This window comes from Tsukamurella paurometabola DSM 20162 (assembly GCF_000092225.1).
Classification (GTDB): Bacteria; Actinomycetota; Actinomycetes; order Mycobacteriales; family Mycobacteriaceae; genus Tsukamurella; species Tsukamurella paurometabola.
The window spans coordinates 2208575-2231525 of sequence record NC_014158.1 but is presented as its reverse complement, the minus strand read 5'-3'; the positions used below and the strand labels follow the sequence as shown (position 1 = coordinate 2231525).

Sequence of the window (22951 nt, the reverse complement as noted above, 5' to 3'; positions counted from 1 at the left end):
GCGCGCAGGTTCTCCGGGCCGGTCGGCCGCAGCGCGCACCGGCCGGGGTCCGCATCAGAAGGGCGGCCACGGGATCGGTCGCTGCGAGGCCGGTAACGGCATCGTTCCCAGTTCGACCAGCAGCCGCGCCCGGTCGACCAGCGCCTCGCGTTCCGTCGTCGTGATCAACCCGGTGAGGTCGGGTGGCGTATCAGCGAATGCTGCTATGTCGGTAAGCATCTCGTCGGAAACGGGACGGCCCGCCCAGCCCCAGAGCACAGTTCGCAACTTCGGCTGCGCATGCAGGCAGATGCCATGATCCACACCGAAGAGCCGCCCGTCGGGACCGGTCAGGATATGGCCGCCCTTGCGGTCGGCGTTGTTCAGAATCACGTCGAGTACCGCCAGCCGCCGCAGTCGGGGATCGTCGGCGTGCGCAAGCGCAACCTCGCGTACGCCGTCCTCGGCGTCGGAATACTCGACGTACCCCGAGAACACGGGCAGATAGCCCTCGGGCACCGCGTCCTCGGCGAAGATGTCCACCGGATCGACGGCGTCGTCGTCACCGAGGTCCGGCTCATCGATCCAGCGCTGCACCATCCCCGGACCCAGGGGACCGTCACGCAGCACCGTCTCGGGGATCAGGGACCAGCCGAGGGCCTCGGAAATCAGGTACGAGGCGCGCTCGCGACCGGCAAGGGTGCCGTCCGGGAAGTCCCACAGCGGTGCCTCGCCGCGTACCGGCTTGTAGACCGCCCGCTCCCCCGCATCCCGTGCGGAGTGGTCACCGAGCTCGCACAGCAGCGTGGCATTGGATGCGCTGGTGATCCGCCCGAGGATGGTGAGATCTGCCGTGGCGAGGTCCACCTAGGTGGCTTCCGAGCCGAAGATCTCACCGCGACGGTAGCCGTTGAGCCGTACGCACATGTGGCCGTCGGGGTCGAGCGGTGCTCCGCACAGTGGGCAGGCGGGACGGCCGGCGCCGATCACCCGGTCCGACCGTGCGGCGAACTCACGAGCTGCGACGGGCGAGAGGAAGACCCGAACCGCGTCGGGCCCCTCGTCGGCGTCATCGGCCAGGACCACGGATTCATCGAGTTCCTGCTCGGTGATGGCGAGCAACTCGATGACCACGGCGGCGGCCTCCGCATCCCAACCCAGGCCCATGGTCCCCACCCGGAACTCGGCGTCGACGGGCATCACCAGCGGTTGCAGGTCGCTGACCGGGGCGTCCGCAGGTGGCATCTCGGTGCCGAACCGGCGCGCCACCTCGTCGAGCAGGGCACCGATCCGTTCGGCGAGAACCTGTACCTGCTGCTTCTCCAGCAACACCGACACCACACGGGCCTCGTGCACGGCCTGAAGGTAGAAGGTGCGATCGCCGGGCTGGCCCACGGTGCCCGCCACGAGGCGATCGGGCGTGCGGAAGACGTGCACGGAACGGCTCATGCCACCTCCCCGGTTCGTCGCGAGTCGATCATCATCGTCATCCAGTATCTCTCGGACGAGCTCATGCGCCGCTCTCGCCTCCCACCGTCGCCTCTTTCGGGGGCTGTTTCGGAAGCCGGACGGTACCCGTCGAGTTCACGCAGTGCACCGCGGGGCGGGCCGGGCCGTAGCCCACGATCGTCACCGATGCCGGTGAGACGAAGATGCGTTGGAACTGGTCGAGGTGCGTGCCGAGCGCATCGGCGACGACCGACTTGATGACGTCGCCGTGGCTGCATGCCACCCAGACCGCCCCGGGGCCGTGTTCGTCGGTGATTCGCCGGTCATGCTCGCGGATGGCCGCGACTGCACGGGACTGCACCTCGGCGAGGCCCTCGCCGCCGGGAAAGACTGCGGCCGAGGGCTGTTGCTGCACCACCTTCCACAGCGGCTCCGCCAGCAGATCCGAGATGGCGCGGCCGGTCCAGCTGCCGTAGTCGACCTCGATGAGCCGCTCGTCGACGGTGGTGCGCAGATCGTGTGCTGCGAGCAGTGGAGCGAGGGTCTGTTCGCAGCGCAGCAGCGGCGAGCGAACCGCCTCGACCAGCTCGACCTCGGCGAGCCGGCCCACCAGATCCGCCGCTTGTGCGCGGCCGGTGTCGTCGAGTGCGACGCCCTCGGTGCGCCCGGCGAGCACGCCGGAGGTGTTGGCGGTCGAGCGGCCGTGGCGGATGAGGATCACGGTCATGTCGACGAGTGTAGGCGCCGGACTCCGGTATCCCGCCGTCGCGGATCCAGCCGACCCTCGAACACCCCTGCTACAGGCCCGTGCACCCATAGACTCGGGCCATCAGTGTTCGCCGCGAAGGAGCCCGCACCGTGCACGACGAGACCTCACTGACCATCGGCCGCGTCAATCGGGTACTCGGTGAGCGCATCCGGCCGGCGATCCACTCCGCCCGGATCCCGCTCGACGTCGCCGCCAACCATCTCCCCGGAGAGCCGATCCCACCCGCCGCGGGCCTCCGGCTCGACTACTCCCCGTTCGCCGATGACCGGCGCTGGGGTCCGGCGTGGGGCACCACCTGGTTCCGGCTCCGCGGCGATGTTCCCGCGGAGTGGGCGGGCAAGCAGGTCGAGGCACTGATCGACCTCGGTTTCGACGTGAACCAGACCGGATTCCAGTGCGAGGGACTCGCCTACCGGTGCGGGCTCGACGGTGCGCCGGTGCCCGTGAAGGGCATCAACCCGCGAAACCAGGCGGTGGCGGTGGCCGACCGGGCCACCGGCGGCGAGCAGGTGGAGCTGTTCGTCGAGGCGGCGGCGAACCCCGTGATCCTCGATTACCACCCGTTTCTGCCCACCCGGCAGGGAGACGTGCTCACCTCCTCCCCGGAGCCCCTGTACCGGGTCCGCGCCATGGATCTGGCCGTGTTCGAGCCCGAGGTGTTCGCGCTCGCTCTCGACGTCGAGGTGCTGTTGGAACTCCAGGCCGAACTCCCCGAGACGCAGCCGCGGCGGATGCGCATCCTCCAGGCGCTCGACGACGCCCTCGACGTGCTCGACCTTCAGCGGATCGTCGAGACCGCGCCCGCGGCCCGCGCCGCACTGGTGCAGGTTCTGGCGGCGCCCGCGGATGCGAGCGCGCATCGGATCGCCGCGATCGGACACTCTCACATCGACTCCGCGTGGCTGTGGCCATTGCGGGAGACCATACGCAAGGTCGCCCGCACCACCGCCTCGATGACCACATTGCTCGATGAGCAGCCACAGTACAGCTACGGCATGTCGAGTGCGCAGCAGTACGCGTGGGTGAAAGAACACCGCCCCGAAGTGTGGGAGCGGATCCGCGCGGCGGTGGCGGACGGGCGCTTCCTTCCGCTCGGCGGAATGTGGGTGGAGGCGGATACGGTGATGCCCACCGGTGAATCGCTGGCGCGCCAGTTCTCGTACGGACAGCGGTTCTTCGAGCGCGAGTTCGGGATCCGCAGCCGTGGAGTGTGGCTGCCCGACAGCTTCGGATACTCCCCCGCGCTGCCGCAACTCATGCGCCGCGCCGGCTTCGACTGGTTCTTCACTCAGAAGATCTCCTGGAACCAGCGAAACGTGTTTCCGCACCATACGTTCGATTGGGAGGGGATCGACGGCACACGGGTCTTCACCCATTTCCCGCCGATGGATACCTATTGCTCGTCGCTCTCCGGCGCGGAGGTGGCGCGGGCCGCGCGGCAGTTCAAGGAGAGTCGGGTCGCGACCCGGTCGATCGCCCCGGTCGGTTACGGCGACGGTGGTGGCGGTACCACCCGCGAAATGATCGGCAAGGCCGAACGTCTCGCGAATCTGGAGGGCAGTGCGCGAGTCCACTGGGTGCACCCGGACGAGTTCTTCGACGCAGCGAAGGCCGAACTGCCCGATCCCGCGGTCTGGGTCGGCGAGCTGTACCTTGAGCTGCACCGGGGCACCCTCACCAGTCAGCACGCCACCAAGGCCACGCACCGGCGGTGCGAGCAGGCATTGCTGGAGGCCGAGTTGTGGGCCGCGACCGCGGCGGTACAGCAGGGCCTCGCGTACCCGTACGGCGACCTCGACGCCCTGTGGGAGCAGGTACTCCTGCACCAGTTCCACGACATCCTGCCGGGGACTTCGATCGCGTGGGTGCACCGGGAGGCGGTGGCCGTGCTCACCGACGTTCTCGCCCGGGCCCGCGGCCTCGCCGCCGACGCGCGCCGCGCGCTCGCGGGTGACGGTGGAGTCGACCTCGTCTTCCGACCGGTACACACCCCGGTCGACGCGGCCGGCGCGCTCGGCGCCGCACCCGCCGCACCACCGTCCGGCGCGGTGACCCTGACCCCGCGGGCCGGCGGATACCGCCTGACCAACGAACTGATCTCGGTCACCGTCTCGAAGAACGGGACCATCACCTCGGCGATCGACCTCGCCACCGGCCGGGAAGCGATCCCGGACGGGCGGCCCGCCAACCTCTTCCAACTGCATCAGGACTTCCCGAACGCCTGGGATGCCTGGGACATCGATCGGTACTACCGCAACCGGGTCGACGATCTCACCGCCGCTACGTCCATCACCGGAGATCTCACCGATGGTGTCGCGGAGGTCGTCGTCACGCGGACGTTCTCGGAATCATCACTACAGCAGACGATTACACTCGCCCCTGGGTCGCGCACCGTGATGCTGCGCAATCGGATCGATTGGCACGAGACGGAGAAGCTGCTCAAGCTCGCCTTCCCGCTCGATGTCTTCGCCCGGGAGACCGCCGCCGAGACGCAGTTCGGATTCCAGCGCCGGGCCACGCATGTCAACACCAGTTGGGAGGCGGCGAAGTTCGAAACCTCGATGCATCGATTCGTCCTCGCCGAGGAGGACGGCTTCGGTGTCGCCGTGGTCAACGATTCGGTGTACGGCTACGACACCGCCCGCGATGACGCGCAAGGGGCGATCACGACCACCGTCCGGGTCTCCCTGCTGCGCGCGCCGCGGTTCCCCGACCCGGATACCGACCACGGGGTGCACGAGATCACCGTCGGACTGGTGGTCGGCGCAGATCCCGCGATCGCCACGACCGAGGGGCAGCGGCTCAATGCGCCTGAGACGGTGGTCCGCGGCGCGGGGCCGGTGGCGCCGCTGGTCACCCTCGACGGAGAAGGCATCGTCATCTCCGCGATCAAACTCGCCGACGACCGCTCCGGCGATGTGATCGTGCGCCTGTACGAGGCTCTAGGCCGGCGCGCCAGAGGCTCGCTGTCCGTAGGGTTCTCGCACGGAGGGATCCGGGAGGTGAGCCTGATCGAAGACGAGATCGACGATCCGCGGGTCGGTGGCGACCTGGACCTGCGGCCCTTCGAGGTGCGAACCCTGCGGATCAGTCGACGCTGACCAGAACCCGACCGGTGGCACGGAGCGCGCCGGCGACCGCGGTGTCCGACGCAGGCAGGAGTGGCAGTCGTACATCGGCGGTCGCAATCCGGCCATGAGCAGCGAGCACGCCTTTGATGACCGTCGGGTTGGGCTCGGAGAACAATGCCGACGCCAGGGCGGCGAGACCACCCCCGATCAGGCGCGCCTCCTCGATGCGACGTCCCCGCCAGGCATCGACCAGCGCAGCGAATTCCCCCGCCGCGACGTTCGCACTAGCGGAGATCACCCCGTGCCCGCCGAGCGCGAGGATCGCGCTCGCGAACGGATCGTCACCTGCGAGCACGGAGACGCCCACCGGTACCTCGGCGAGGAGGCGCACGGTGGTCTCGGTGACCCCGCCGACGGCGTGCTTGAACCCGGCGACGCCGTCGATGGCGGCGATCTCCAGCAGTGATTCCAGGCCCAGGGTCCGGCCGGTGCGCTGCGGGATGTCGTAGACCACCACGGGCACCCGGCTCGCGGCGGCAATGTGACGGTAGTGCTCGACCACGCCGGCTTCGGACGGACGGGTGTAGTGCGGCACGGCGACCAGCGCGTAATCGGCGCGGGGATGCAGAGTCCGGAGTGCCTCGGCGCAGCCCGCCGTGGCGTTCGAGCCCGCGCCCACCGTGAGGACGGCCCCGCGGTCGGCGGCGACGCCGGCGATCCGATCGATGATCACCGCGCGCTCAGCGTCGCTGAGGGTGGCGGGCTCACCGGTGGTGCCGAGAGCGACGAGGCCGTCGGCGCCGTCGTCGAGGTGATCGTGAGCGAGGCGTTCGAGCGCCGGGAGGTCGACGGTGCCATCGGCGGCGAACGGGGTGATGAGCGGGACGTGGAGACCGGTGAGCTGCATAGTGCTACCGTCGCGCGATCCGAGCCTCAGCACCAGCGCGGAAAACAGGTGATGAGCGTAAGCTGAACTGATGCTCGATGTGCACCGGCTGCGCCTGCTCCGCGAACTCTCGCTGCGCGGCACGATCGCGGCCGTCGCGCACGCCCTCGACTACACGCCTTCGGCTGTATCGCAGCAGCTCACCACTCTCGAGCGGGAGGCCGGTCGGCCCTTGCTCGAGCGCACCGGCCGCAGCGTGCGGCTCACCGAGGCCGGCCGGCTACTGGTCGTGCACGCCGATGCCGTCCTCGCCCGGTTGGAGCAGGCGCGCGCCGACCTCGATGCCCTCGGCGGTCAGGTGACCGGCGAGCTGCGGATCGGGGCCTATCCGTCGGCGATGCGCACCGTCATCACCCCTGCGCTGATCCGGCTCTCGGCCGACCATCCGCAGTTGCGGGTGCGGGTCACCGAGATCGATCCGGCGACCGCGCCCGAGGCACTGCGCTCGGGCCGGTTGGACGTGGCGCTGCTGCATCGTTACGACTGCCTGCCGGGGCGAGATGATCCGTCGCTCGACACCGAGCCCTTGTTCGACGAGGCGGTACACCTGGCCACCCCTGCTGATCGGAGCGGGGCCCTCGCGGACTTTGCCGGAGCTCAATGGATATCCGGAACCCTGGGCACTCTGTGCGACGACGCGACGGTACGCACCTGCGAGTCCGCGGGATTCACGCCTCGAGTGCGGCACCGGACCGACGATTTCGCTGCGGTGCTCGCGCTGGTCGACGCCGGGCAGGGTGTCGCGATCATCCCCGATGTGGCCGCCGCCGATGCTCCGTCGACTGTGCGTCTGACACCGCTGCGGATCCGGCGCCGAACCGCCCTGGCGTACCGACGCGGCGCAGCGAACGATCCGCTGGTGAGTGCGGCCCGGAGCGCGCTTACTGCGCGCTGATCACTCCCGCTTGTAGCAGGCCGAGCACCGTGACGCCCACGATGATCCGGTAACCCACGAACCAGTTCAGGGAGTGCTTGGCCACGAAATCGAGCAGCCAGGCGATGGCGGCGTACCCCACGACGAAGGCGATCACGGTGGCCACCAGCAGCTGCGGTCCCGAAGCATGCAGGCCCGGACCGCCCTTCTCGAAGGCGTCGGGAAGGCTGAACAGGCCCGACGCGGTGACCGCCGGGATGGCGAGCAGGAACGACAGGCGTACCGCCGCCTCACGACTCAGGCCCAGGAACAGGCCCGCGCTCGAAGTGGCACCCGACCGCGAGACGCCGGGGATCAGTGCGAGGCACTGTGCGAGGCCCATGATGATGCCGTCGCGCGCAGTCACCTGCTCCAGCGGACGCTGCCGGTGCGCGTAGTACTTCGAGCTCACGTACTCCGCGGCGAGGATCACGAACGAGAACACGATGAGCATGGTGGCCACCAGGTACAGGTCTCGCGCCGCCGTGCGGATCTGATCCTTGAACAGGTAGCCCAGCACGCCGATCGGAATGGTGCCGATGATCACGTACCAGCCGATCCGGTAATCCACCCCGCGCTGCGCCTTGTCGGCGAGGCCCCGGAACCACGCGACCACGATCCGGTAGATGTCGCGGGCGAAGTAGATGAGCACCGCGAGCTCCGTACCGAGCTGGGTGACCGCGGTGAACGAGGCACCGGCATCGTCGCCGAACCAGATCTCGGAGACGATCCGCAGATGTCCCGAGGAGGAGACGGGCAGGAACTCGGTGAGTCCCTGCACCAGTCCGAGCACGATGGCCTGAATCCACGTCATGTCCACCCGGGCAGGCTACCGGCCGGGGCCGGGTCCGGCGCAGACGGTAGTTTCGAGGCATCATGAGCCGCTCATTCCTCGCCCCGGTCGTCGCCGTCCTCGTCGCCGTCTCCCTCGTCGCGGCGGGCTGTTCGTCGACCCCGGCCCGCGAGGACCGGCCGACGATCACCCCCGCGAGTCCCGCGGTCGCCCCGGAGCCCGCGGTTCCCGCGGCCGGACAGGTCATCCCGGCGGCTGCCGGCCAGGGCCTCGCCTTCGATCCGGTCAGTCGGCGGCTCGCCGCCATCACCGACGGTGCGGTGGTGCTGTACTCGGTCGACGGTGGCCTGCGAGAGACCGGACGGTTCGCCACGGAGGGCCGCGCCAACCAGGTCGTGCCATACGGCGACGGGTTTCTGGTGGCGGCGAAGACCTCGGTGATGGAGATCTCGGGCGATCAGATCCAGCGCAACGAGAAGGTCGACGGTGAGGTGCTCTCCGTCGCGCCGTACACCGTGCAAGACGATGATCACGGATGGGCCCTTGCGGGCACCGCGCAGGGGGACATCGTGCTGCTGCGCACATCGGCGGCCCAGAAGAAGATCACCGGCCCCGTCGAGGCCAGCCAGGTGCTGGTGCGCGGCGGCAAGGTCGCGGTGGTGGACCGCCGGCAGGCGTCGATCACGGAGGTTGATGTGCCCGGCGGGAAAACAGGGAAGTCGCTGCGGGTGGGCCGCGGCATCACGAACGCCGTGATCGATCCCTTCGGCCGGATGCTCGCTGTCGACACCGGCGAGAACCAGGTGTTCTCCTACACGATCGACCCGTTCATGCTGCGCTTCCAGTACCCGGTTCCTAGCGCCCCGTGGGCCGTCACGTACGACGAGGCGGCGAAGCTGATGTGGGTCACCCAGACGGCGACCAACGAGGTCGCGGGCTACGCTCTCGGTTCGGGCATGCCGGATCCGAAGCTCCGTTTCCCGACGGTGCGCCAGCCCAACGCCGTCGCAGTGGACGCCACGACCGGCACGCTCTACGTGCAGTCGGCCACGGGTGCCGGCATCCAGGCGATCCCGACCAGGTAGGAGGCCCGATGACCGCGGGCATCGCGCGAGGGGACGCGGACGACCCCTACTCGGGTGAGGAGTACGATTTCCTGCCGTTGCGATTACCACGGGACGTGTCCCGGGTGACCGCCGCGATGCGCCTGGCCATCGAGGCCGAGTTCGGAGGCTGGGAGCTGTCCCGCGTCCGGCTCTACACCGACGGGTCGCGCCGGGTGCTCCTGCGTCGCCGTCGCACGAAGACCTCCGGCCTACTACCGCCGGACGCCACGAAGGGGCTGTAACCACCATGTCGTCGCTCTACCAGGTGCTGCTGCGCACGATGTTCCTGATCTCGCCCGAGCGCATCCATCACCTCGTGTTCGGGCTGATCCGGGGCACCACCGCTGTGCCGCCGGTGCGGACCGGGTTGCGCCGGGCGATCGCCTTCCGTGACCCGGTCCTCACCCAGACCGTGTTCGGCGTGGAGTTCCCGTCGCCGGTCGGGCTCGCCGCCGGGTTCGATAAGAACGCGCGCGCCGTCAACGGATGGGGTCCGCTCGGTTTCGGCTTCGCGGAGATCGGCACCGTCACCGCACACGCCCAACCCGGCAACCCCGCGCCCCGGCTCTTCCGACTCCCCCGGGACCATGCACTGATCAACCGGATGGGCTTCAACAACTACGGCTCCGGGGCAGCGGCGAACGAGTTGCGCAAGCGCGACGCCGGGCCCTCGGCGGTCCCGATCGGCGCCAATATCGGTAAGACCAAGGCGACCCCGCTCGATGGGGCCGCCGACGACTACCGGGTCAGCGCGATGCTGCTCGGACCTCTGGCGGACTTCATCGTGGTCAATGTGTCGTCGCCGAACACGCCCGGCCTGCGTGATCTCCAGGCCACCGAATCACTGCGGCCGGTTCTGCAAGCGGTACTCGACACCGTGAGCGTCCCCGTCCTGGTGAAGATCGCGCCCGATCTCGCCGATGAGGACGTCGACGCCGTCGCCGACTTGGCACTCGAGCTCGGCTTGGCCGGCATCGTCGCCACCAACACCACGATCAGCCGCGAGGGTCTGCGCACACCCGCGGCGGAGGTCGAGGCGATCGGGGCGGGCGGACTGTCCGGACACCCGGTGAAGGCGCGCTCGCTGGAGGTGCTGCGCCGCCTGTCCGCCCGCGTGGGTGACCGCCTCGTACTGATCTCCGTCGGCGGCATCGAGGACGTCGACGACGTGTACCAGCGCATCCGCGCCGGCGCTTCGCTGGTGCAGGTGTACACCCAGTTCATCTACGGCGGCCCGCTGTGGGTGCGCACGGTGCAGAAGCAGCTCGCGGAGCGGCTGCGCGCCGACGGCTTCGCGTCGATCTCCGAGGCCGTCGGCGTGGACCGCTGAGCTACACCTGCGCGTAGGTCGCCGTCAGGGTGGCGCGGGCGATGGCCGTACCGAACAGATTGAAGCCCAGGAACGCCGGGGTCGCGGTCTCCGGCAGGTCGAGCGTGTCCACGCCCAGGGCGTGCACCGCGAAGATGTAGCGGTGCGGACCGTGGCCCGCGGGCGGTGCGGCCCCCAGGAAGCGCTTGATGCCGCCGTCGTTGGTGAGCGTCACGGCACCGTCGGGCAGAGAACCGGGGGCACCGTTACCGGCGTCCTCGGCCAGCTCGGTCACCGACGCGGGGATGTTCGCGACCGCCCAGTGCCAGAAACCGGACGCGGTGGGCGCATCGGGATCGTAGGCCGTGACCGCGAAGGACTTGGTCTGCGCCGGGAACCCCGACCACGAGAGCTGCGGCGAGACGTCCTGTCCACCGGCACCGAAGATTCCGCTCAGTTGCGGGGAGGCGAGGGTGCCGCCTTCGGCGATGGTGGTGGAGGTCAGCGTGAACGCCGGCAGCAGCGGGAGCGGCGCGTACGGGTCGAACTTCTCGGTCATGGTTCCCTCTCTCTCGTCGAACTGGGATGAATCAGGAGTGCAGCAGGAAGTGCTCGAAGACGCGAGTGCCGAACTTCAGCGATTCCACCGGGACCCGCTCATCGACACCGTGGAACAGCGCGGCGAAGTCGAGCTCCTCGGGCAACTGCAGCGGGGCGAAACCGAAGCAACGGATTCCGAGCTTGGCGAAGGCTTTGGCGTCGGTGCCGCCCGACAACATGTACGGCACGGTCCGCCCGTCGGGGTCATGGGCCAGGATCGCGTCGTTCATCGCGTCCACGAGTGCACCGTCGAACGAGGTCTCGTACGGTTCGAGTTTGGTGATCCACTCGCGCTCGATATCGGGTCCGAGCACCTCGTCGAGTTCCCTCTCGAACGCCTCCTGGCGGTCCGGGAGCACGCGGCAGTCGATCACCGCCTCCGCGGTCTGCGGGATCACGTTCGCCTTGTAACCGGCCCGCAGCATGGTCGGATTCGCGGTGTCGCGCAGCGTCGCCCCCACGATCCGGGAGATTCCCCCGATCTTCGCCAGCTGTCCCTCCAGATCGGGGGAATCGACGTCGATGTCGATGGTCGATTCGAGATCCAGGGCGTGCAGGAATTCGCGAACGGCATCGGTGAGCACCAGCGGGAAGCGGTGCCGGCCCAGCCGGGCCACGGCCTCGGACAGCAGCGTGACGGCGTTGTCCTCGTGGACGAACGAGCCGTGACCCGCGCGGGCCTTCGCGGTGATCCGCATCCAGCACATGCTCTTCTCGGCGGTCTCCACGAGGTAGAGCCGCTTCTTATCGCCCGACGGTGTGTCCACGGTGAGCGAGAAACCGCCCACCTCGCCCACGGCCTCCGAGATCCCGTCGAAGAGGTCCGGCCGGTGTTCGACCAGCCAGTGCGAACCCCACGTACCGCCCGCCTCCTCATCGGCGAGGAAGGCGAAGACGATGTCACGCGGCGGGACGGTGCCCGATGACTTCAACTGGCGGGCCAGGGCCAGCATGATCCCGCACATGTCCTTCATATCCACGGCGCCGCGACCCCAGACGTATCCGTTCTCGACCGCTCCGGAGAACGGGTGCACGGACCAGTCCGCGGGCTCCGCCGGCACCACGTCCAGGTGTCCGTGGACCAGAAGCTTCCCGCGCCCGGAGTCGGCGCCCGGCAGGGTCGCGAAGACGTTGCCCCGGCCCGGCTGACCCGACTCCACGTACACGCTCTCGTAGCCCACTTCGTCGAGCTGCGCCTGCACCCAGCGCGCGCATTCGGCTTCGCCCTTGGTTGTCGCCAGCTCTCCGGTGTTGGAGGTGTCGAAGCGGATCAGATTGCTCACGGTCTCGACGACCTCGTCGAGTGCGTTCACTGCAGTGGTAGCCACCATCTATACCTATCACGGGCGACGGCCGCGGGAACGGGCCGAGCATGCGCCCCGACGTGCCGATTTGGAGCTGGAGCAGCGGATCGATTACTGTGAACGAGCTTCCCGCGCGGGTGGCGGAATGGCAGACGCGCTAGCTTGAGGTGCTAGTGTCCTACTAATGGACGTGGGGGTTCAAGTCCCCCTCCGCGCACACGACGAAAGACCCCGGTCCCGGCCGGGGTCTTTCGCATTTCCGGGAACGAATCTGCCGGCGCCCTACTTCACCGGTTGCGGCGCCAGTTCCACGCGGTGCGTCGGGTCCCACGGGATATCGGGGTGCAGTGAGGAGAAGCTGTACTCAACGACTTCCTGCGAACCGGACTCGTCGAGTGTGAGTCCCGACAGCCGACCCGCGGCGAGTAGCCGACCGTCCGCGTCGTAGATGCGCGCGTCCCGGTCGGTCACCGCGTCGTAGTCCGCGTGGAAGGCTTCGTACAACTCGGATCCGCTGAACGTGTCCATACCTCCATCGTGCGCCGGACCGGCACCCGCGCGCAGGCGGTTGCGACGATTGCGCCCGAGCGGGATTCAGTTCTTACGGTTCGGTCATAACCGGGTCCGGGACCGGGTTGCGGTCGATCGAATCGCTACGGTCGAAACAGTGACGATCGACCGCACCTCCGTTCAGAACCTCGGGCTCCACGTGATCCGGGCAGGCCTCGTCCTCAACCTCGGGTGGCAGGGGCTCGGAAAGTTCACCGCCGCCGAAGCAGCGGGAATAGAACCGCTCGTCAGCGGGAGTCCGCTCATGGCCTGGACGGTGCGTCTCGTCGACATTCGTACGGTGTCCGCCGGTATCGGCGTGATCGAACTGATCGCCACGGTGGCGCTCATCACCGGCCTGTGGTGGCGCCGCGCCAACGACATCGCGGTGACCATCGCCGCCGTCACCTTCCTCGGGACCTTCTCCTTCCTGTTCACCTCGATCGACTACGACTGGGGGCTGCTTCCGCCGAACGGTTTCCTGCTCAAGGATCTGGTCCTGCTCGGCGGCTCACTCGCACTCATCCGCACTGCGCAATCCGCGCTGCGGCCCGATGCAAACGTGGGGACCCCCGTGTCCACCTGACCGGTCTCTGGCAGGGTGAGGGGCGTGCCCCAGTCGATCGCACCGCCACGCATGCACAAGGTTCGCGACATCACGCCCGTCAGTCGGTTCGGCGTCGGCGGCACCGACCTGGGAATCGCCTGCCGCGTAGGCGACGAGATCCTCTACGTGTTCGGCGACACCTTCGAGGGACTGACGATCGGTGCCGGCGACTGGCGCTCCCCCGTCGGGCTGTTCGGCACCACCACCGGACACATCACACGGCCGGCCGGTCCGGACCCGAAGCGGGCCCGTCAACTCCTCGAATACCGCCACGACACCGGCGAATTCACCACCATCCTCCCGACCACCTGCATCCACGTGGACGGCGCCCTCTACCTGCACACCATGACCATGCAGAGCCTCGACACCGTGGTGCGCACCGCTCTGTGGCGTTCGGACGACGGTGCGCAGACCTGGCGCGAGGTGGCTCGGTTCAACGCCGACCAGGCGGACGGCTGCCGGACCATGTGGGCGCTGTGCCCCGCACCGGACGGTTACACCTACAACGTGTCCACCGGCGGGCTCAGCCGGGATAAGGGGCTACGGCTGCACCGGCTGCCCACCGCTCTGCTCGCCACGTTGCATCCCGGCGTGGAGATCGCCTGGGAACCCTGGGGCTGGCGGCCCGATACCGGCTGGAAATGGGGGAACCCACCCACCGACCTCGCCCTCGGCAGTGGTTACGGCGAACTCTCCCTGGCCCGGGTCGAGGGTACGTGGGTGATGACCTACTTCGACGCGGCGCACTACCGGATCGCAGCCCGCTTCGCCGACCGGATCGATGGAGTCTGGTCGGACGCCGTCACCCTGCTCCAGGGATCGTCCTGGCACGACGAAGATCATGCCGACGGCCGGGTCGCCCAGTTGTACGGCGGCTACCTGGTGCCCGGATCGACGATGCGGTCCGCCCGGCTCGTGGTCTCGCAGTGGAACACCGCGAACAACCATCCCTACAAGTCGATGCTGTTCACCGGCCCGTTGCGCGGGGCCTGAGGCTCGCCCTCAGGCGATGCCCGGCACCTCGGTGGCGGCGAAGTCGGCCAGTGCCTCGGTGACGATCTGGGGGATATCGCCCGCCACGTTGACCGTGACGCCGAACTCATCGCGCGCCAACGGCTCGAGGATCGCCAACTGCGATGCCAGCATGTCGGCCTTCATGAAGTGTCCGGCGCGGGCACGCATGCGCTCGAGCAACAACTCCTCGTTACCGGTCAGGAAGACGAAGTAGACGCTCGCACCGGCCGCGCGGATCCGGTCCCGGTACTCCCGCTTGAGTGCGGAACAAGCCACCACCGTGGGTCTTCCCGCGACCATCTCATCGCGGAGGTAAGCACCGATCGTCTCCAGCCACGGCCACCGATCGGTATCGGTCAGGGGTTGCCCGGACGCCATCTTGGCGCGGTTGGCATCACTGTGGAAATCGTCACCGTCGGCGAAGCTCCGGCCCAGGCGGGAGGCCAGCTCGGCCCCCACGGTCGACTTACCTGAGCCGGACACTCCCATCACGCAGATCTGGATAGTGGACACTGATCGAGTACATCACGACCCGCCGACGTACCAGGCAGGAAAGGCCCCATGTCCGACCCGATCTCCGCGGAAGACCTCGCCGCGTTCCACCGCGTGCTCGACGCAGCGGCCGGCCTCGACGCCGAACACCCGCAGTCCATCGAGGTACAACGCTCGGTCGGACACATGTTCAAGCAGCTCAAACGCCTGCGCCGCAAAGAGTCCCGAGCGAAGGTTCGCGAGGCCGACCGCGATGTCCTCGAACGCACCGCGACCGGTAACGCCGAGCGGATCGACGACGAGACCGCAGGGATCCTGCTCACCACGCCCACGGTCGGCGACAGCGCGGGCGAGCTCCTGCGCCCCCAGAGTTGCTACATCTGCAAGCAGCCCTATACCCGGATCGATGCCTTCTACCACCAGCTCTGCCCCGAGTGTGCCGCCTTCAGCCACGGCAAGCGCGATGCCACCACCGACCTCACCGGGCGCCGCGCGCTGCTCACCGGCGGGCGGGCCAAGATCGGGATGTACATCGCGCTGCGGCTGCTGCGCGACGGCGCCGATCTCACCATCACCACCCGCTTCCCGACCGATGCCGCCCGGCGCTTCGCCGAGCTCGCCGACAGCGCCGAATGGCTCGACAGGCTGCATATCGTGGGGATCGACCTGCGCGACCCCTCGCAGGTGAGCGCCCTGGCGGACGCGGTGGCAGCCCGCGGACCGCTGGACATCATCATCAACAATGCCGCGCAGACGGTGCGCCGCTCCCCCGGCGCCTACTCGGCGCTGGTCGACGCCGAATCGGGTGACGTGCCACCCGAGCTGGCGAGCCGGATCATCCGATTCGGGCGCGCCAGTTCGGCGCACCCGGCCGCCCTCACCGAAGCACTCGATGGGCACACCGGCGGCGTCACCGGCGACCTCGCTGCCCTCGACCCCGCAGCACTCACCGCGCTCGCGCTGCGCGGCGGATCCTCGTCCGCCGCGCGGATCGAGGACGGCACCGCCATCGACGCCGGCGGTCTGCTCCCCGACCTCGTGCACACCAACTCCTGGGTGCAGACCGTCGAGGAAGTCGAACCCCTCGAGCTACTCGAAGTGCAGCTGTGCAACTCCGTGGCGCCGTTCATCCTGATCTCGAAACTGCGTCCGGCGCTGGCGGCGTCGCCCGCACGGCGCAAGTACGTGGTCAACGTCTCGGCCATGGAAGGCCAGTTCGGCCGTGGCTACAAGGGGCCGGGCCACCCGCACACCAATATGGCGAAGGCCGCGCTCAACATGCTCACGCGCACCTCCAGCGCGGAGATGCTGGAGCAGGACGGCATCCTGATGACCGCCGTCGACACCGGCTGGATCACGGACGAGCGTCCGCACCACACCAAGATGCGCCTCGCCGATGAGGGGTTTCGCGCGCCCCTCGACCTGGTCGACGGTGCCGCCCGCGTCTACGACCCGATCGTGCAGGGCGAGGCCGGCGTGGATCTCTACGGCTGCTTCCTCAAGGACTACAAGCCTTCGCCGTGGTGACAGGCGGCTCGCCGCCCTGGTATCGCGTACCGATGGCTAGGGTGGTTCCGTGGCGGAAACGAAGGTCCTGTTCGACTGCGATACCGGTGTCGACGACTCCTTAGCCCTGCTGTACCTCCTGGCCCAGCCGGAGGTGGATCTGCTCGGCATCGTCTCCACCGCCGGCAACGTCCCCGGCCCACAAGTGGTCGAGAACAATCTCGCGTGGCTCGATCTGCTAGGCCGCAACGACATCGATGTCTTCGTCGGATCCGACTCCCCGGTCTCCGCGCCGCTCATCACCACAGAGGAGACGCACGGACCGTTCGGCGTGGGCTACGCGGAGCTGCCCCCGCCCACCAGGACTCCGTCGGACCGGTCCGGGGCGCAGGCGTGGTCGGAGATCACCCGGGCCCACCCGGGCGAGGTGGTGGGCCTGGTGACCGGACCGTGCACGAACCTCGCGTTGGCCCTGCGCGACGATCCCGGCATTCTCGCCCGGCTGCGCCGGTTGGTGATCATGGGCGGGGTGTTCTGGCACCCGGGAAACACCACGCCCACCTCGGAATGGAACGTCGCGGTGGACCCGGAATCGCTGTGGGAGGTGCTGCGGGCCTACGGCGAGCTGGACGGCACCGGCACCGCGCTCCCCATCCTGTGCCCGCTCGATCTGACCGAGACCATCGAGCTCACACCTGACCACGTGCTTCGCCTCGCCGATGCCGCAGGAAGCAGCCCCGCCGAGGTCCTCGACCCCGAGGATGCCGACGGTACCCGTTCCACCGCGAGCAATTCCGTGGTCCGTGCCATCTCGGACGCCGTGCGCTTCTACTTCGAGTTCCACCGCGACCACGACCTCGGCTACATCGCGCACATGCACGACCCGTTCGCCGCCGCGGTCGCCCTCGATCCGACGATCGCCCGCACCCGCGCCTACACCGTGGACGTGGAGCTGAGCGGCGCGCTCACCCGCGGTACCACGGTCGCCGATGTCCACCGTGCCTGGAACCGTCCCGACACCGCCCAGATAGCGGTCTCCGCCGACCCGGTGGCCTTCTTCGACGACATGCTCGATTCGATCGCCAGGCTCGCCCGTGGCCGCGTCTGAGGGCCAGATCGCCGCCTTCCTCCAGGTGGCGACCGAGACCCTGGACACGATCGAGGGCGTGCTCGACGACTGCGATGACACCACCGTCAACGCGGTTCCCGGTGCGCCCGGGGTGAACTCGGTGTTCGCCTTGGTCACACATATCGGAGGAGCTCTGGGTTACTGGGGCGGCTCACTGTTGGCAGGCGAGGACATCCCCCGCGATCGCTCCGCGGAATTCCACGCGACGGGCACCGTCGAGCAGGCACGGGCTCTCGTATCCCAGCTGCGCACCGACCTGGCGCGCTGGGTCCCGGTGGCTGCCATCGGTATCCGCAACCCCGATGCCAAGGGCACCACCCGCCGCGACTCGGCCGCCGCCACTCCGGAATGGGTGCTCACCCATATGCTGCGTGAGCTGACCCAGCACACCGGACACCTGGAGGTCTGCCGCGATCTGGTGGCGCGGCGCGCAGACTGAACCCATGCTCATTCCGAAGGCCATTGCTGAAGGCGTCCGCGCCGGCACCGTGAGCACGCAGTACCGGCGCTGGGATGCACCTCGGGTGAAGGTCGGTGGTACCCAGCTCACCCCCGCCGGACTGGTGCGATTCACTCGCGTCACCCGGGTGAGCGATGTGGACCGGATCAGCGACCGGGCGGCACGCGCAGCCGGGATGAAGGACGCCGCCGCACTGCGGAAAGCCTTGCGCCCCCGCGACCCCGACGCCCCGCGCCGGGAACGTGCGGCGCGCGGAGGTGCCCATGTCTATCGGGTGCACCTGGAATGGGCGGGCGAGGACCCCCGGCTCGCACTGCGCGCAGAGCTGCCCGACGATGCCGGGCTCGCGTCGATCGCGAAGCGCCTCGCCCGGCTTGACGCCCGGCCGACCGGACCGTGGACGCGCTAGATCCTCACCTGGATCCGCGAGCATCCGCATACCGTCTCCACGGTGCTCGCGGCCGAGCGGGGCGTCGATCTGCTCCCGATGAAGGCAGACATTCGCAAACTCAAGGGCATGGGCCTGACGATCAGCCACGATGTGGGCTACGAGCTGTCCCCGCGGGGCGCCGCCTACCTGGCGTGGCTCGACGGGACCTAGGCAGGCAACTGCGAGTCCGCGGCGACCTCGGCAGTCGTCTTCGCCCACCGGTAGTCCGCTTTCCCGGCCGGGGTGCGCTTGACCTGGTCCACGAAGACCACGGTCCTCGGAACCTTGTAGCCGGCCAGCTCGCCGCGCGCGAAAGTCTGGATGTCCTCGATGCTCGGCTGCGGGTGTCCCTCGGCGACCGCGACGACAGCGGCCACGCGCTGGCCGTAGCGGGCGTCGGGCACCGGCACCACGAGCGCATCCGCGATCGCGGGATGTCCGTGCAGGGTGGCTTCGACTTCCTCGGCGTACACCTTCTCGCCGCCGGTGTTGATGCATTGGCTGCCACGTCCCAGGAACACGATGCCGCCGTCCTCCGCGGGGTACCCCATATCGCCGAGTACCGAGATCCGGCGGCCGTCCTTGAGGGTGGGGAAGGTACGGGCCGACTTCTCCGGGTCGTTGTAGTAGCCGAGCGGTACGTTGCCGACGCGCGCGATGTAGCCCACTTCGCCCGGCGTGGTGATCTCGTCGAACTGCTCGTCGACCACCATCATCTTCTCGGTCGGCGGGGCATGCAGGTTCCCGTCCTCGTCGAGCTGCATGACGCCGTCGTTGCCCGTCTCGGAGGCACCGAAGTTATCGCGCAGGATGAGCTCCGGCTTGATCGCAGCCATCCGGTCGCGCACGTGCTTGGACCAGATCGCTCCACCGGAGGTGATCGAGAACAGCGACGAGAAGTCGGCGGTGTCCTTCTGCCTCTCCATCTCCTCGACCAAGGGAACACCCATCGCGTCACCCACGATGAGGATGGTCTGGGTCTGATCGCGGGCGATGTTCCGAACGATCTGCTCCGCGTTGAAGTCGCGCTCCAGGATGATCCGCGATCCGAGGACGAAGAACGTGAACAGCGAGTACGCGCCGGCACCGTGCATCAGCGGCGCAGCGATCAGGAACGCCAGCGGCGGGAAGGACTTCGCGCCCTCGCCGACCTCGGCGAGCGAGGTCCGCGGTTCGCCGCCGTACGGCACTCCGGCCGACAGCGGCTTGCGGAAGAAGTCGTCGTGTTGCCACACCACGCCTTTCGGGTAGCCCGTGGTCCCGCCGGTGTAGATGATGTAGTGCTCCTCGCCGGTGCGCGGCTCGAAGTCCCGTTCTTGCGAGAGTGTTTCGGAATCCTCGAACGACACCACCGCCACAGCGCGGTCGCCGAGCTCCGCCGCCGCCGTGGCGAGTGCCGGGTCGGTCTCCCCGACCACGAAGACGGTCCGCAGGTCGGGCAGGTTCGGAAGCAGGGCGGCGAGCGTGCGCTGATGTTCGGGCAGTTCGACGATGATCGCGACCGCGTCGGAGTTGGTGAAGATGTACTCCAACTCGGTTGCGGTGTACCGATAGTTCACGTTCACCGGCACGGCGCGGATCTTGATCAGACCGAGCAGCGACTGCACGTGCTCGACGCTGTTCTTCAGAAACAGGGCCACATGATCGAACGGTCCCACGCCGTGCTCGGCAAACAGGTGCGCCACCCGGTTGGTCTGGGCGTCCATGTCGGCGTAACTGGTCTGCTCGCCGTTGTAGCTCAGCACGATCCGCTCGGGCACCGCGTCCACGACCGCCTCGAAGATGTCGGCGAGGTTGAACTTCATGAGCACTCCTGTCCCTGACCTGCCGCGTCGGCACACCGGCAGAACGTGTTCTAGTTCTACCAGTCGTGGCGGTCCACTGTCTGCGGATTCCAAGGGAATCGGACAGCAGTTTGAGAACGTGTACTAGTTTCTCTGGCCGTGCGCCACCACGCTCACCACGGCCCGTGCCTGCGTGACGATCGCCGCGAGGTTCGCCCGGTATTGCGGCGATTCGAGAGCACTGCGTTCGGCGGGTAGCCCATCGAGCACCGGCGTGTGCAGGTGACCGCCCGGAATCGGTGCCGCGAGCCGGTCGCGAACCAGTGTCACGCGGTAGCCGATCTCGTTGGACAGATAGTCCCCGCCCGCTCCCTGGCGCGCCCGGGCATCGATCGGCGGTTCCGCCGTCGTGGTGGTGGACGGCAGCTTCGGCAGGTCGCAGACGGTGCTCGGTGCAGGATCGGAGCCTGTGGCATAGCTGACCTCGGTGTTGCGTACCACCGGGTACGTGCCCCGTGCCGCCGAGACGATCGCATCCATCGGCAGCGTGCTCCGGGTCCACTGCGGGGCGGCTCCGGCCACCGGTGCCGGGCCGCGGTAGCAGGCCCCCTCGTTATCGACGGCGCCGCCGCGCCAGGCTCCGTTGATCGCCTCCAGGTCGAACTTGCCGGGCCGTCCCTGACTGACCGTGGTGAACCCGACCACGCGGGACGATCCGGGCGCCAGGAAAGGAGTCACGGCACGTTCGACCATGCCCGCACCGAAATCGCGCCACCGCACCGGGAACAGCATCGCCACCACCGTCACGCGGCCCGCCGGCGTATCGACCTGTGTTCCATCCAGGGCGAGCGCGATCGCGCCGGACGGATTGCCCTGGCGGATATCGCGAGTGAGACGGAACGGGTCGAAACCCGTCACCAGCACCGTCGGGCCGACCGGCGCGCGCCGTTGGCCACGGGAGACCTCATCGATGGTGCCGACGATCCGGTCGCGCTCCGACTCCGTCACCGCGGTCGCCGGTTGCCAGTTCCGGACGGTGCGGATCAGCGCGATCCGCGCCCAGTACAGCGGCCGATCGTCGGCGGTGAAACCCGGACCGGCGCCCTGCGCCCGCTGTACCGCCGCGCGGAACAACGCGGACGACACGCGCGAGGCCTCCCGGTCCGCCTCATCGGCGGTGCGCGCCCGGTCCAGTGCCGAGGCGAGGTCGCGGGCGAACCGGTCGAAACCGGCGCCCGTCACCAGTCGGCCGGGCACGTCGCCCGCGTCGTACATCCGTTCCTCCGGTGTCGGGCCGGGGGCGGGGGCAGAGAACGCGGTTCCGGGCGCGAGCACGCCGCCTGCCAGGGCGAGCACGGCGGCGAGGGATACAGTCGTCGTCATCAAGCGCATCGCCCGAATCTAGTGGTCCGCGGGCGGCGGCGCCGATCGAACCGCCAGTGGTACGCCTGCCGAAGGAGATTCGTTCACGACGCGGCGAACCCTCGTCAAAGTGCCCGAGCCCGACGACAGTTGCCGGGCATGACCACCTCGCTCACCCGCACCCCGTCCGATACCGAACTCGATGCGACGTTCGGCCCCGTCTACGCCCGGATCGCCGAGGGAGCCGTCGAGCGCGAACGCGGACGCGTGCTGGCTCACGCGCCCATCGCGCTGCTCAAGGAAGCCGGCTTCACGGCGCTGCGTGTTCCGGCCGAGTTCGGCGGGTCGGAGGTCTCCGTCCGCCAGTTCTTCCGGCAGTTGATCAACCTGGCCGCCGCCGACTCCAATCTCCCGCAGGCGCTGCGCGTGCACTTCCTGTTCGTCGAGGACCAGCTGCTCGCGAAGTCGGCAACCGGCGACGCGTGGTTGCGTGCGGCCGCGGGCGGCACGGTGATCGGTAACGCGATCACCGAACCCGGTGCGGGTTCGGTGGGCGGCTACCAGACCACACTGACCCCGTCCGAGGGTGGATACCGGTTGAACGGCACCAAGTTCTACTCCACGGGCACGCTGTACGCGGACCACATCCTGGTGGCGGCCGACCTCGACGGCGAACGCGTCTCGGTGCTCGTCGACGCCGACTCACCCGGCGTCGAGAAGGTCGATGACTGGAACGGCTTCGGCCAGAGGCTCACCGCGAGCGGCACCACCGTGTTCACCGATGTCCACGTCCCGGCCGACCGGTACCTGGGCGCCGGGTACGGCGCCCCCGGCCCCACCTACGCCACCTCCTACCTTCAGCTGGTGCAACTCGCGGGCCTCGCCGGTATCGCGCAACGCGCCACCGACGACACCGTCGCTTGGGTACAGGCCCGCACCCGGACCTTCTCCCACGCCGCGGCGGATCTGCAGCGGGACGATCCGCTGGTGCAGCAGGTGATCGGCCGCCTTTCCAGCGCTGCATTCACCGCGAAGCAGGCCGTTCTCGCGGTCGCCGACATCCTCGATGAGGCGCTCGCCGGCCGGACGCTGCACGAGGACGTGCTGCCCGAGGCCGAACTGGCCGCCGCTCATGCCCAGATCGCGGCGATCGACCTGGTCCTCAAGGCGACCACCGACCTGTTCGAGGTGGGCGGCGCATCGATCGTCGACGCCGAACTCGGCCTCGACCGGCACTGGCGCAATGCGCGCACCCTCGCCGTGCACAACCCCGCCATCCAGAAGGCGCGCGCGATCGGCGACCTCCTGCTCAACGGCACCGAACTTCCCTATGCGTGGAACGCCGGTTCCCGCACCACACGCACCAACTGACGAAAGGT

Annotated in this window: 24 protein-coding genes and 1 tRNA gene; 14 read left to right on the top strand and 11 right to left on the bottom strand. The window is 68.7% G+C overall.

All coding sequences use genetic code 11. The features are described from left to right. Window positions 1-54: 54 nt before the first annotated feature. The 3 genes from TPAU_RS10715 to TPAU_RS10705 all read right to left on the bottom strand — a co-directional run bounded on the left by TPAU_RS10715 (window position 55) and on the right by TPAU_RS10705 (window position 2155). On the bottom strand, window positions 55-846 hold the full coding sequence (locus TPAU_RS10715) for an SCO1664 family protein (protein WP_013126772.1): 792 nt from the start codon (window positions 844-846) through the stop codon (window positions 55-57). Next, window positions 847-1428, bottom strand: coding sequence for a DUF3090 domain-containing protein (locus tag TPAU_RS10710; protein ID WP_013126771.1), 582 nt, complete (start codon window positions 1426-1428; stop codon window positions 847-849). It abuts the gene before it with no gap. Window positions 1429-1489: 61 nt separating this feature from the next. Next, entirely contained in the window at window positions 1490-2155 is a 666-nt protein-coding gene (locus tag TPAU_RS10705) for a histidine phosphatase family protein (RefSeq protein WP_013126770.1), read from the bottom strand. Window positions 2156-2286: 131 nt separating this feature from the next. On the opposite strand from TPAU_RS10705, the gene TPAU_RS10700 reads away from it, so the two are divergent. Further along, the gene (locus TPAU_RS10700; protein WP_013126769.1) at window positions 2287-5298 is read left to right on the top strand and encodes an alpha-mannosidase; all 3012 of its coding nucleotides are present in this window, start codon (window positions 2287-2289) and stop codon (window positions 5296-5298) included. Here the strand turns inward: TPAU_RS10700 and dapA are convergent. After that, window positions 5285-6175 (bottom strand): 4-hydroxy-tetrahydrodipicolinate synthase, encoded by an 891-nt coding sequence (gene dapA / locus TPAU_RS10695; RefSeq protein ID WP_013126768.1) that lies wholly within the window; start codon window positions 6173-6175, stop codon window positions 5285-5287. The two genes, TPAU_RS10700 and dapA, sit on opposite strands and share 14 nt — an antisense overlap. A 70-nt stretch (window positions 6176-6245) precedes the next feature. Between dapA and TPAU_RS10690 the strand changes: the two genes are divergently transcribed. Continuing rightward, a complete protein-coding gene (locus TPAU_RS10690; RefSeq protein WP_013126767.1) occupies window positions 6246-7109 on the top strand; it encodes a LysR family transcriptional regulator in 864 nt (287 codons plus the stop codon). Here TPAU_RS10690 and TPAU_RS10685 read toward each other — a convergent pair. Continuing rightward, entirely contained in the window at window positions 7096-7941 is an 846-nt protein-coding gene (locus TPAU_RS10685; protein ID WP_013126766.1) for an undecaprenyl-diphosphate phosphatase, read from the bottom strand. The two genes, TPAU_RS10690 and TPAU_RS10685, sit on opposite strands and share 14 nt — an antisense overlap. Window positions 7942-8003: 62 nt before the next feature. Here TPAU_RS10685 and TPAU_RS10680 point away from each other — a divergent pair, with 62 nt between their 5' ends. Genes TPAU_RS10680 through TPAU_RS10670 form a run of 3 tightly spaced genes read left to right on the top strand, consistent with a single transcriptional unit; the run spans window position 8004 to window position 10356 of the window. Beyond that, a complete protein-coding gene (locus TPAU_RS10680; protein ID WP_013126765.1) occupies window positions 8004-9005 on the top strand; it encodes a YncE family protein in 1002 nt (333 codons plus the stop codon). A gap of 8 nt (window positions 9006-9013) precedes the next feature. Beyond that, entirely contained in the window at window positions 9014-9268 is a 255-nt protein-coding gene (locus tag TPAU_RS10675; RefSeq protein ID WP_013126764.1) for a DUF5703 family protein, read from the top strand. Between the two features lie 5 nt (window positions 9269-9273). After that, a complete protein-coding gene (locus TPAU_RS10670; protein WP_013126763.1) occupies window positions 9274-10356 on the top strand; it encodes a quinone-dependent dihydroorotate dehydrogenase in 1083 nt (360 codons plus the stop codon). Between the two features lies 1 nt (window position 10357). Here the strand turns inward: TPAU_RS10670 and TPAU_RS10665 are convergent, their stop codons facing one another. Continuing rightward, on the bottom strand, window positions 10358-10894 hold the full coding sequence (locus TPAU_RS10665; protein WP_013126762.1) for a YbhB/YbcL family Raf kinase inhibitor-like protein: 537 nt from the start codon (window positions 10892-10894) through the stop codon (window positions 10358-10360). A 31-nt stretch (window positions 10895-10925) separates the two neighbouring features. Continuing rightward, on the bottom strand, window positions 10926-12266 hold the full coding sequence (locus tag TPAU_RS10660) for a M20/M25/M40 family metallo-hydrolase (RefSeq protein WP_013126761.1): 1341 nt from the start codon (window positions 12264-12266) through the stop codon (window positions 10926-10928). A 104-nt stretch (window positions 12267-12370) separates the two neighbouring features. Here TPAU_RS10660 and TPAU_RS10655 point away from each other — a divergent pair. Further along, window positions 12371-12456, top strand: a tRNA-Leu gene (locus TPAU_RS10655). Between the two features lie 65 nt (window positions 12457-12521). On the opposite strand, the gene TPAU_RS10650 is transcribed toward TPAU_RS10655, so the two are convergent. Further along, window positions 12522-12767, bottom strand: a complete 246-nt coding sequence (locus tag TPAU_RS10650) for a hypothetical protein (protein WP_013126760.1) — start codon at window positions 12765-12767, stop codon at window positions 12522-12524. Window positions 12768-12906: 139 nt separating this feature from the next. Between TPAU_RS10650 and TPAU_RS10645 the strand changes: the two genes are divergently transcribed. Both TPAU_RS10645 and TPAU_RS10640 read left to right on the top strand, forming a co-directional pair. After that, window positions 12907-13374: a DUF417 family protein gene (locus TPAU_RS10645; RefSeq protein WP_013126759.1), complete on the top strand. Its 468-nt coding sequence runs from the start codon at window positions 12907-12909 to the stop codon at window positions 13372-13374. Between the two features lie 24 nt (window positions 13375-13398). Further along, complete coding sequence (locus TPAU_RS10640) at window positions 13399-14388, top strand: DUF4185 domain-containing protein (RefSeq protein ID WP_147291083.1); 990 nt, start codon at window positions 13399-13401, stop codon at window positions 14386-14388. Window positions 14389-14397: 9 nt separating this feature from the next. Here the strand turns inward: TPAU_RS10640 and TPAU_RS10635 are convergent, their stop codons facing one another. After that, a complete protein-coding gene (locus tag TPAU_RS10635) occupies window positions 14398-14922 on the bottom strand; it encodes a gluconokinase (RefSeq protein WP_013126757.1) in 525 nt (174 codons plus the stop codon). A 48-nt stretch (window positions 14923-14970) separates the two neighbouring features. Here TPAU_RS10635 and TPAU_RS10630 point away from each other — a divergent pair, with 48 nt between their 5' ends. Genes TPAU_RS10630 through TPAU_RS23780 form a run of 5 tightly spaced genes read left to right on the top strand, consistent with a single transcriptional unit; the run spans window position 14971 to window position 18597 of the window. Beyond that, window positions 14971-16428 (top strand): SDR family NAD(P)-dependent oxidoreductase, encoded by a 1458-nt coding sequence (locus tag TPAU_RS10630; protein ID WP_013126756.1) that lies wholly within the window; start codon window positions 14971-14973, stop codon window positions 16426-16428. Between the two features lie 49 nt (window positions 16429-16477). Beyond that, window positions 16478-17515: a nucleoside hydrolase gene (locus TPAU_RS10625; RefSeq protein WP_013126755.1), complete on the top strand. Its 1038-nt coding sequence runs from the start codon at window positions 16478-16480 to the stop codon at window positions 17513-17515. Continuing rightward, window positions 17502-17975 carry a DinB family protein gene (locus tag TPAU_RS10620; RefSeq protein ID WP_013126754.1) on the top strand — a complete coding sequence of 158 codons (474 nt, stop codon included), beginning with the start codon at window positions 17502-17504 and terminating at the stop codon, window positions 17973-17975. Before TPAU_RS10625 ends, TPAU_RS10620 begins: the two co-directional genes overlap by 14 nt. A gap of 4 nt (window positions 17976-17979) precedes the next feature. After that, a complete protein-coding gene (locus TPAU_RS10615) occupies window positions 17980-18405 on the top strand; it encodes a hypothetical protein (protein ID WP_013126753.1) in 426 nt (141 codons plus the stop codon). A gap of 42 nt (window positions 18406-18447) precedes the next feature. After that, on the top strand, window positions 18448-18597 hold the full coding sequence (locus tag TPAU_RS23780; RefSeq protein ID WP_013126752.1) for a hypothetical protein: 150 nt from the start codon (window positions 18448-18450) through the stop codon (window positions 18595-18597). On the opposite strand, the gene TPAU_RS10610 is transcribed toward TPAU_RS23780, so the two are convergent. Both TPAU_RS10610 and TPAU_RS10605 read right to left on the bottom strand, forming a co-directional pair. Further along, the gene (locus TPAU_RS10610; RefSeq protein WP_013126751.1) at window positions 18594-20231 is read right to left on the bottom strand and encodes an AMP-binding protein; all 1638 of its coding nucleotides are present in this window, start codon (window positions 20229-20231) and stop codon (window positions 18594-18596) included. The two genes, TPAU_RS23780 and TPAU_RS10610, sit on opposite strands and share 4 nt — an antisense overlap. Before the next feature lie 123 nt (window positions 20232-20354). Beyond that, the gene (locus TPAU_RS10605; protein WP_013126750.1) at window positions 20355-21602 is read right to left on the bottom strand and encodes a C15 family peptidase; all 1248 of its coding nucleotides are present in this window, start codon (window positions 21600-21602) and stop codon (window positions 20355-20357) included. A gap of 129 nt (window positions 21603-21731) precedes the next feature. Here TPAU_RS10605 and TPAU_RS10600 point away from each other — a divergent pair, with 129 nt between their 5' ends. Next, the gene (locus TPAU_RS10600) at window positions 21732-22943 is read left to right on the top strand and encodes an acyl-CoA dehydrogenase family protein (RefSeq protein WP_013126749.1); all 1212 of its coding nucleotides are present in this window, start codon (window positions 21732-21734) and stop codon (window positions 22941-22943) included. Window positions 22944-22951: the final 8 nt, after the last annotated feature.

Bases quoted from the DNA above. Each gene is read 5' to 3' on its own strand.
- TPAU_RS10710 (WP_013126771.1), bottom strand. From the start codon at position 1,428: ATGAGCCGTTCCGTGCACGTCTTCCGCACGCCCGATCGCCTCGTGGCG.
- TPAU_RS10705 (WP_013126770.1), bottom strand. From the start codon at position 2,155: ATGACCGTGATCCTCATCCGCCACGGCCGCTCGACCGCCAACACCTCC.
- dapA (WP_013126768.1), bottom strand. From the start codon at position 6,175: ATGCAGCTCACCGGTCTCCACGTCCCGCTCATCACCCCGTTCGCCGCC.
- TPAU_RS10690 (WP_013126767.1), top strand. From the start codon at position 6,246: ATGCTCGATGTGCACCGGCTGCGCCTGCTCCGCGAACTCTCGCTGCGC.
- TPAU_RS10685 (WP_013126766.1), bottom strand. From the start codon at position 7,941: ATGACGTGGATTCAGGCCATCGTGCTCGGACTGGTGCAGGGACTCACC.
- TPAU_RS10680 (WP_013126765.1), top strand. From the start codon at position 8,004: ATGAGCCGCTCATTCCTCGCCCCGGTCGTCGCCGTCCTCGTCGCCGTC.
- TPAU_RS10675 (WP_013126764.1), top strand. From the start codon at position 9,014: ATGACCGCGGGCATCGCGCGAGGGGACGCGGACGACCCCTACTCGGGT.
- TPAU_RS10670 (WP_013126763.1), top strand. From the start codon at position 9,274: ATGTCGTCGCTCTACCAGGTGCTGCTGCGCACGATGTTCCTGATCTCG.
- TPAU_RS10665 (WP_013126762.1), bottom strand. From the start codon at position 10,894: ATGACCGAGAAGTTCGACCCGTACGCGCCGCTCCCGCTGCTGCCGGCG.
- TPAU_RS10660 (WP_013126761.1), bottom strand. From the start codon at position 12,266: ATGGTGGCTACCACTGCAGTGAACGCACTCGACGAGGTCGTCGAGACC.
- TPAU_RS10650 (WP_013126760.1), bottom strand. From the start codon at position 12,767: ATGGACACGTTCAGCGGATCCGAGTTGTACGAAGCCTTCCACGCGGAC.
- TPAU_RS10630 (WP_013126756.1), top strand. From the start codon at position 14,971: ATGTCCGACCCGATCTCCGCGGAAGACCTCGCCGCGTTCCACCGCGTG.
- TPAU_RS10615 (WP_013126753.1), top strand. From the start codon at position 17,980: ATGCTCATTCCGAAGGCCATTGCTGAAGGCGTCCGCGCCGGCACCGTG.
- TPAU_RS10610 (WP_013126751.1), bottom strand. From the start codon at position 20,231: ATGAAGTTCAACCTCGCCGACATCTTCGAGGCGGTCGTGGACGCGGTG.
- TPAU_RS10605 (WP_013126750.1), bottom strand. From the start codon at position 21,602: ATGCGCTTGATGACGACGACTGTATCCCTCGCCGCCGTGCTCGCCCTG.
- TPAU_RS10600 (WP_013126749.1), top strand. From the start codon at position 21,732: ATGACCACCTCGCTCACCCGCACCCCGTCCGATACCGAACTCGATGCG.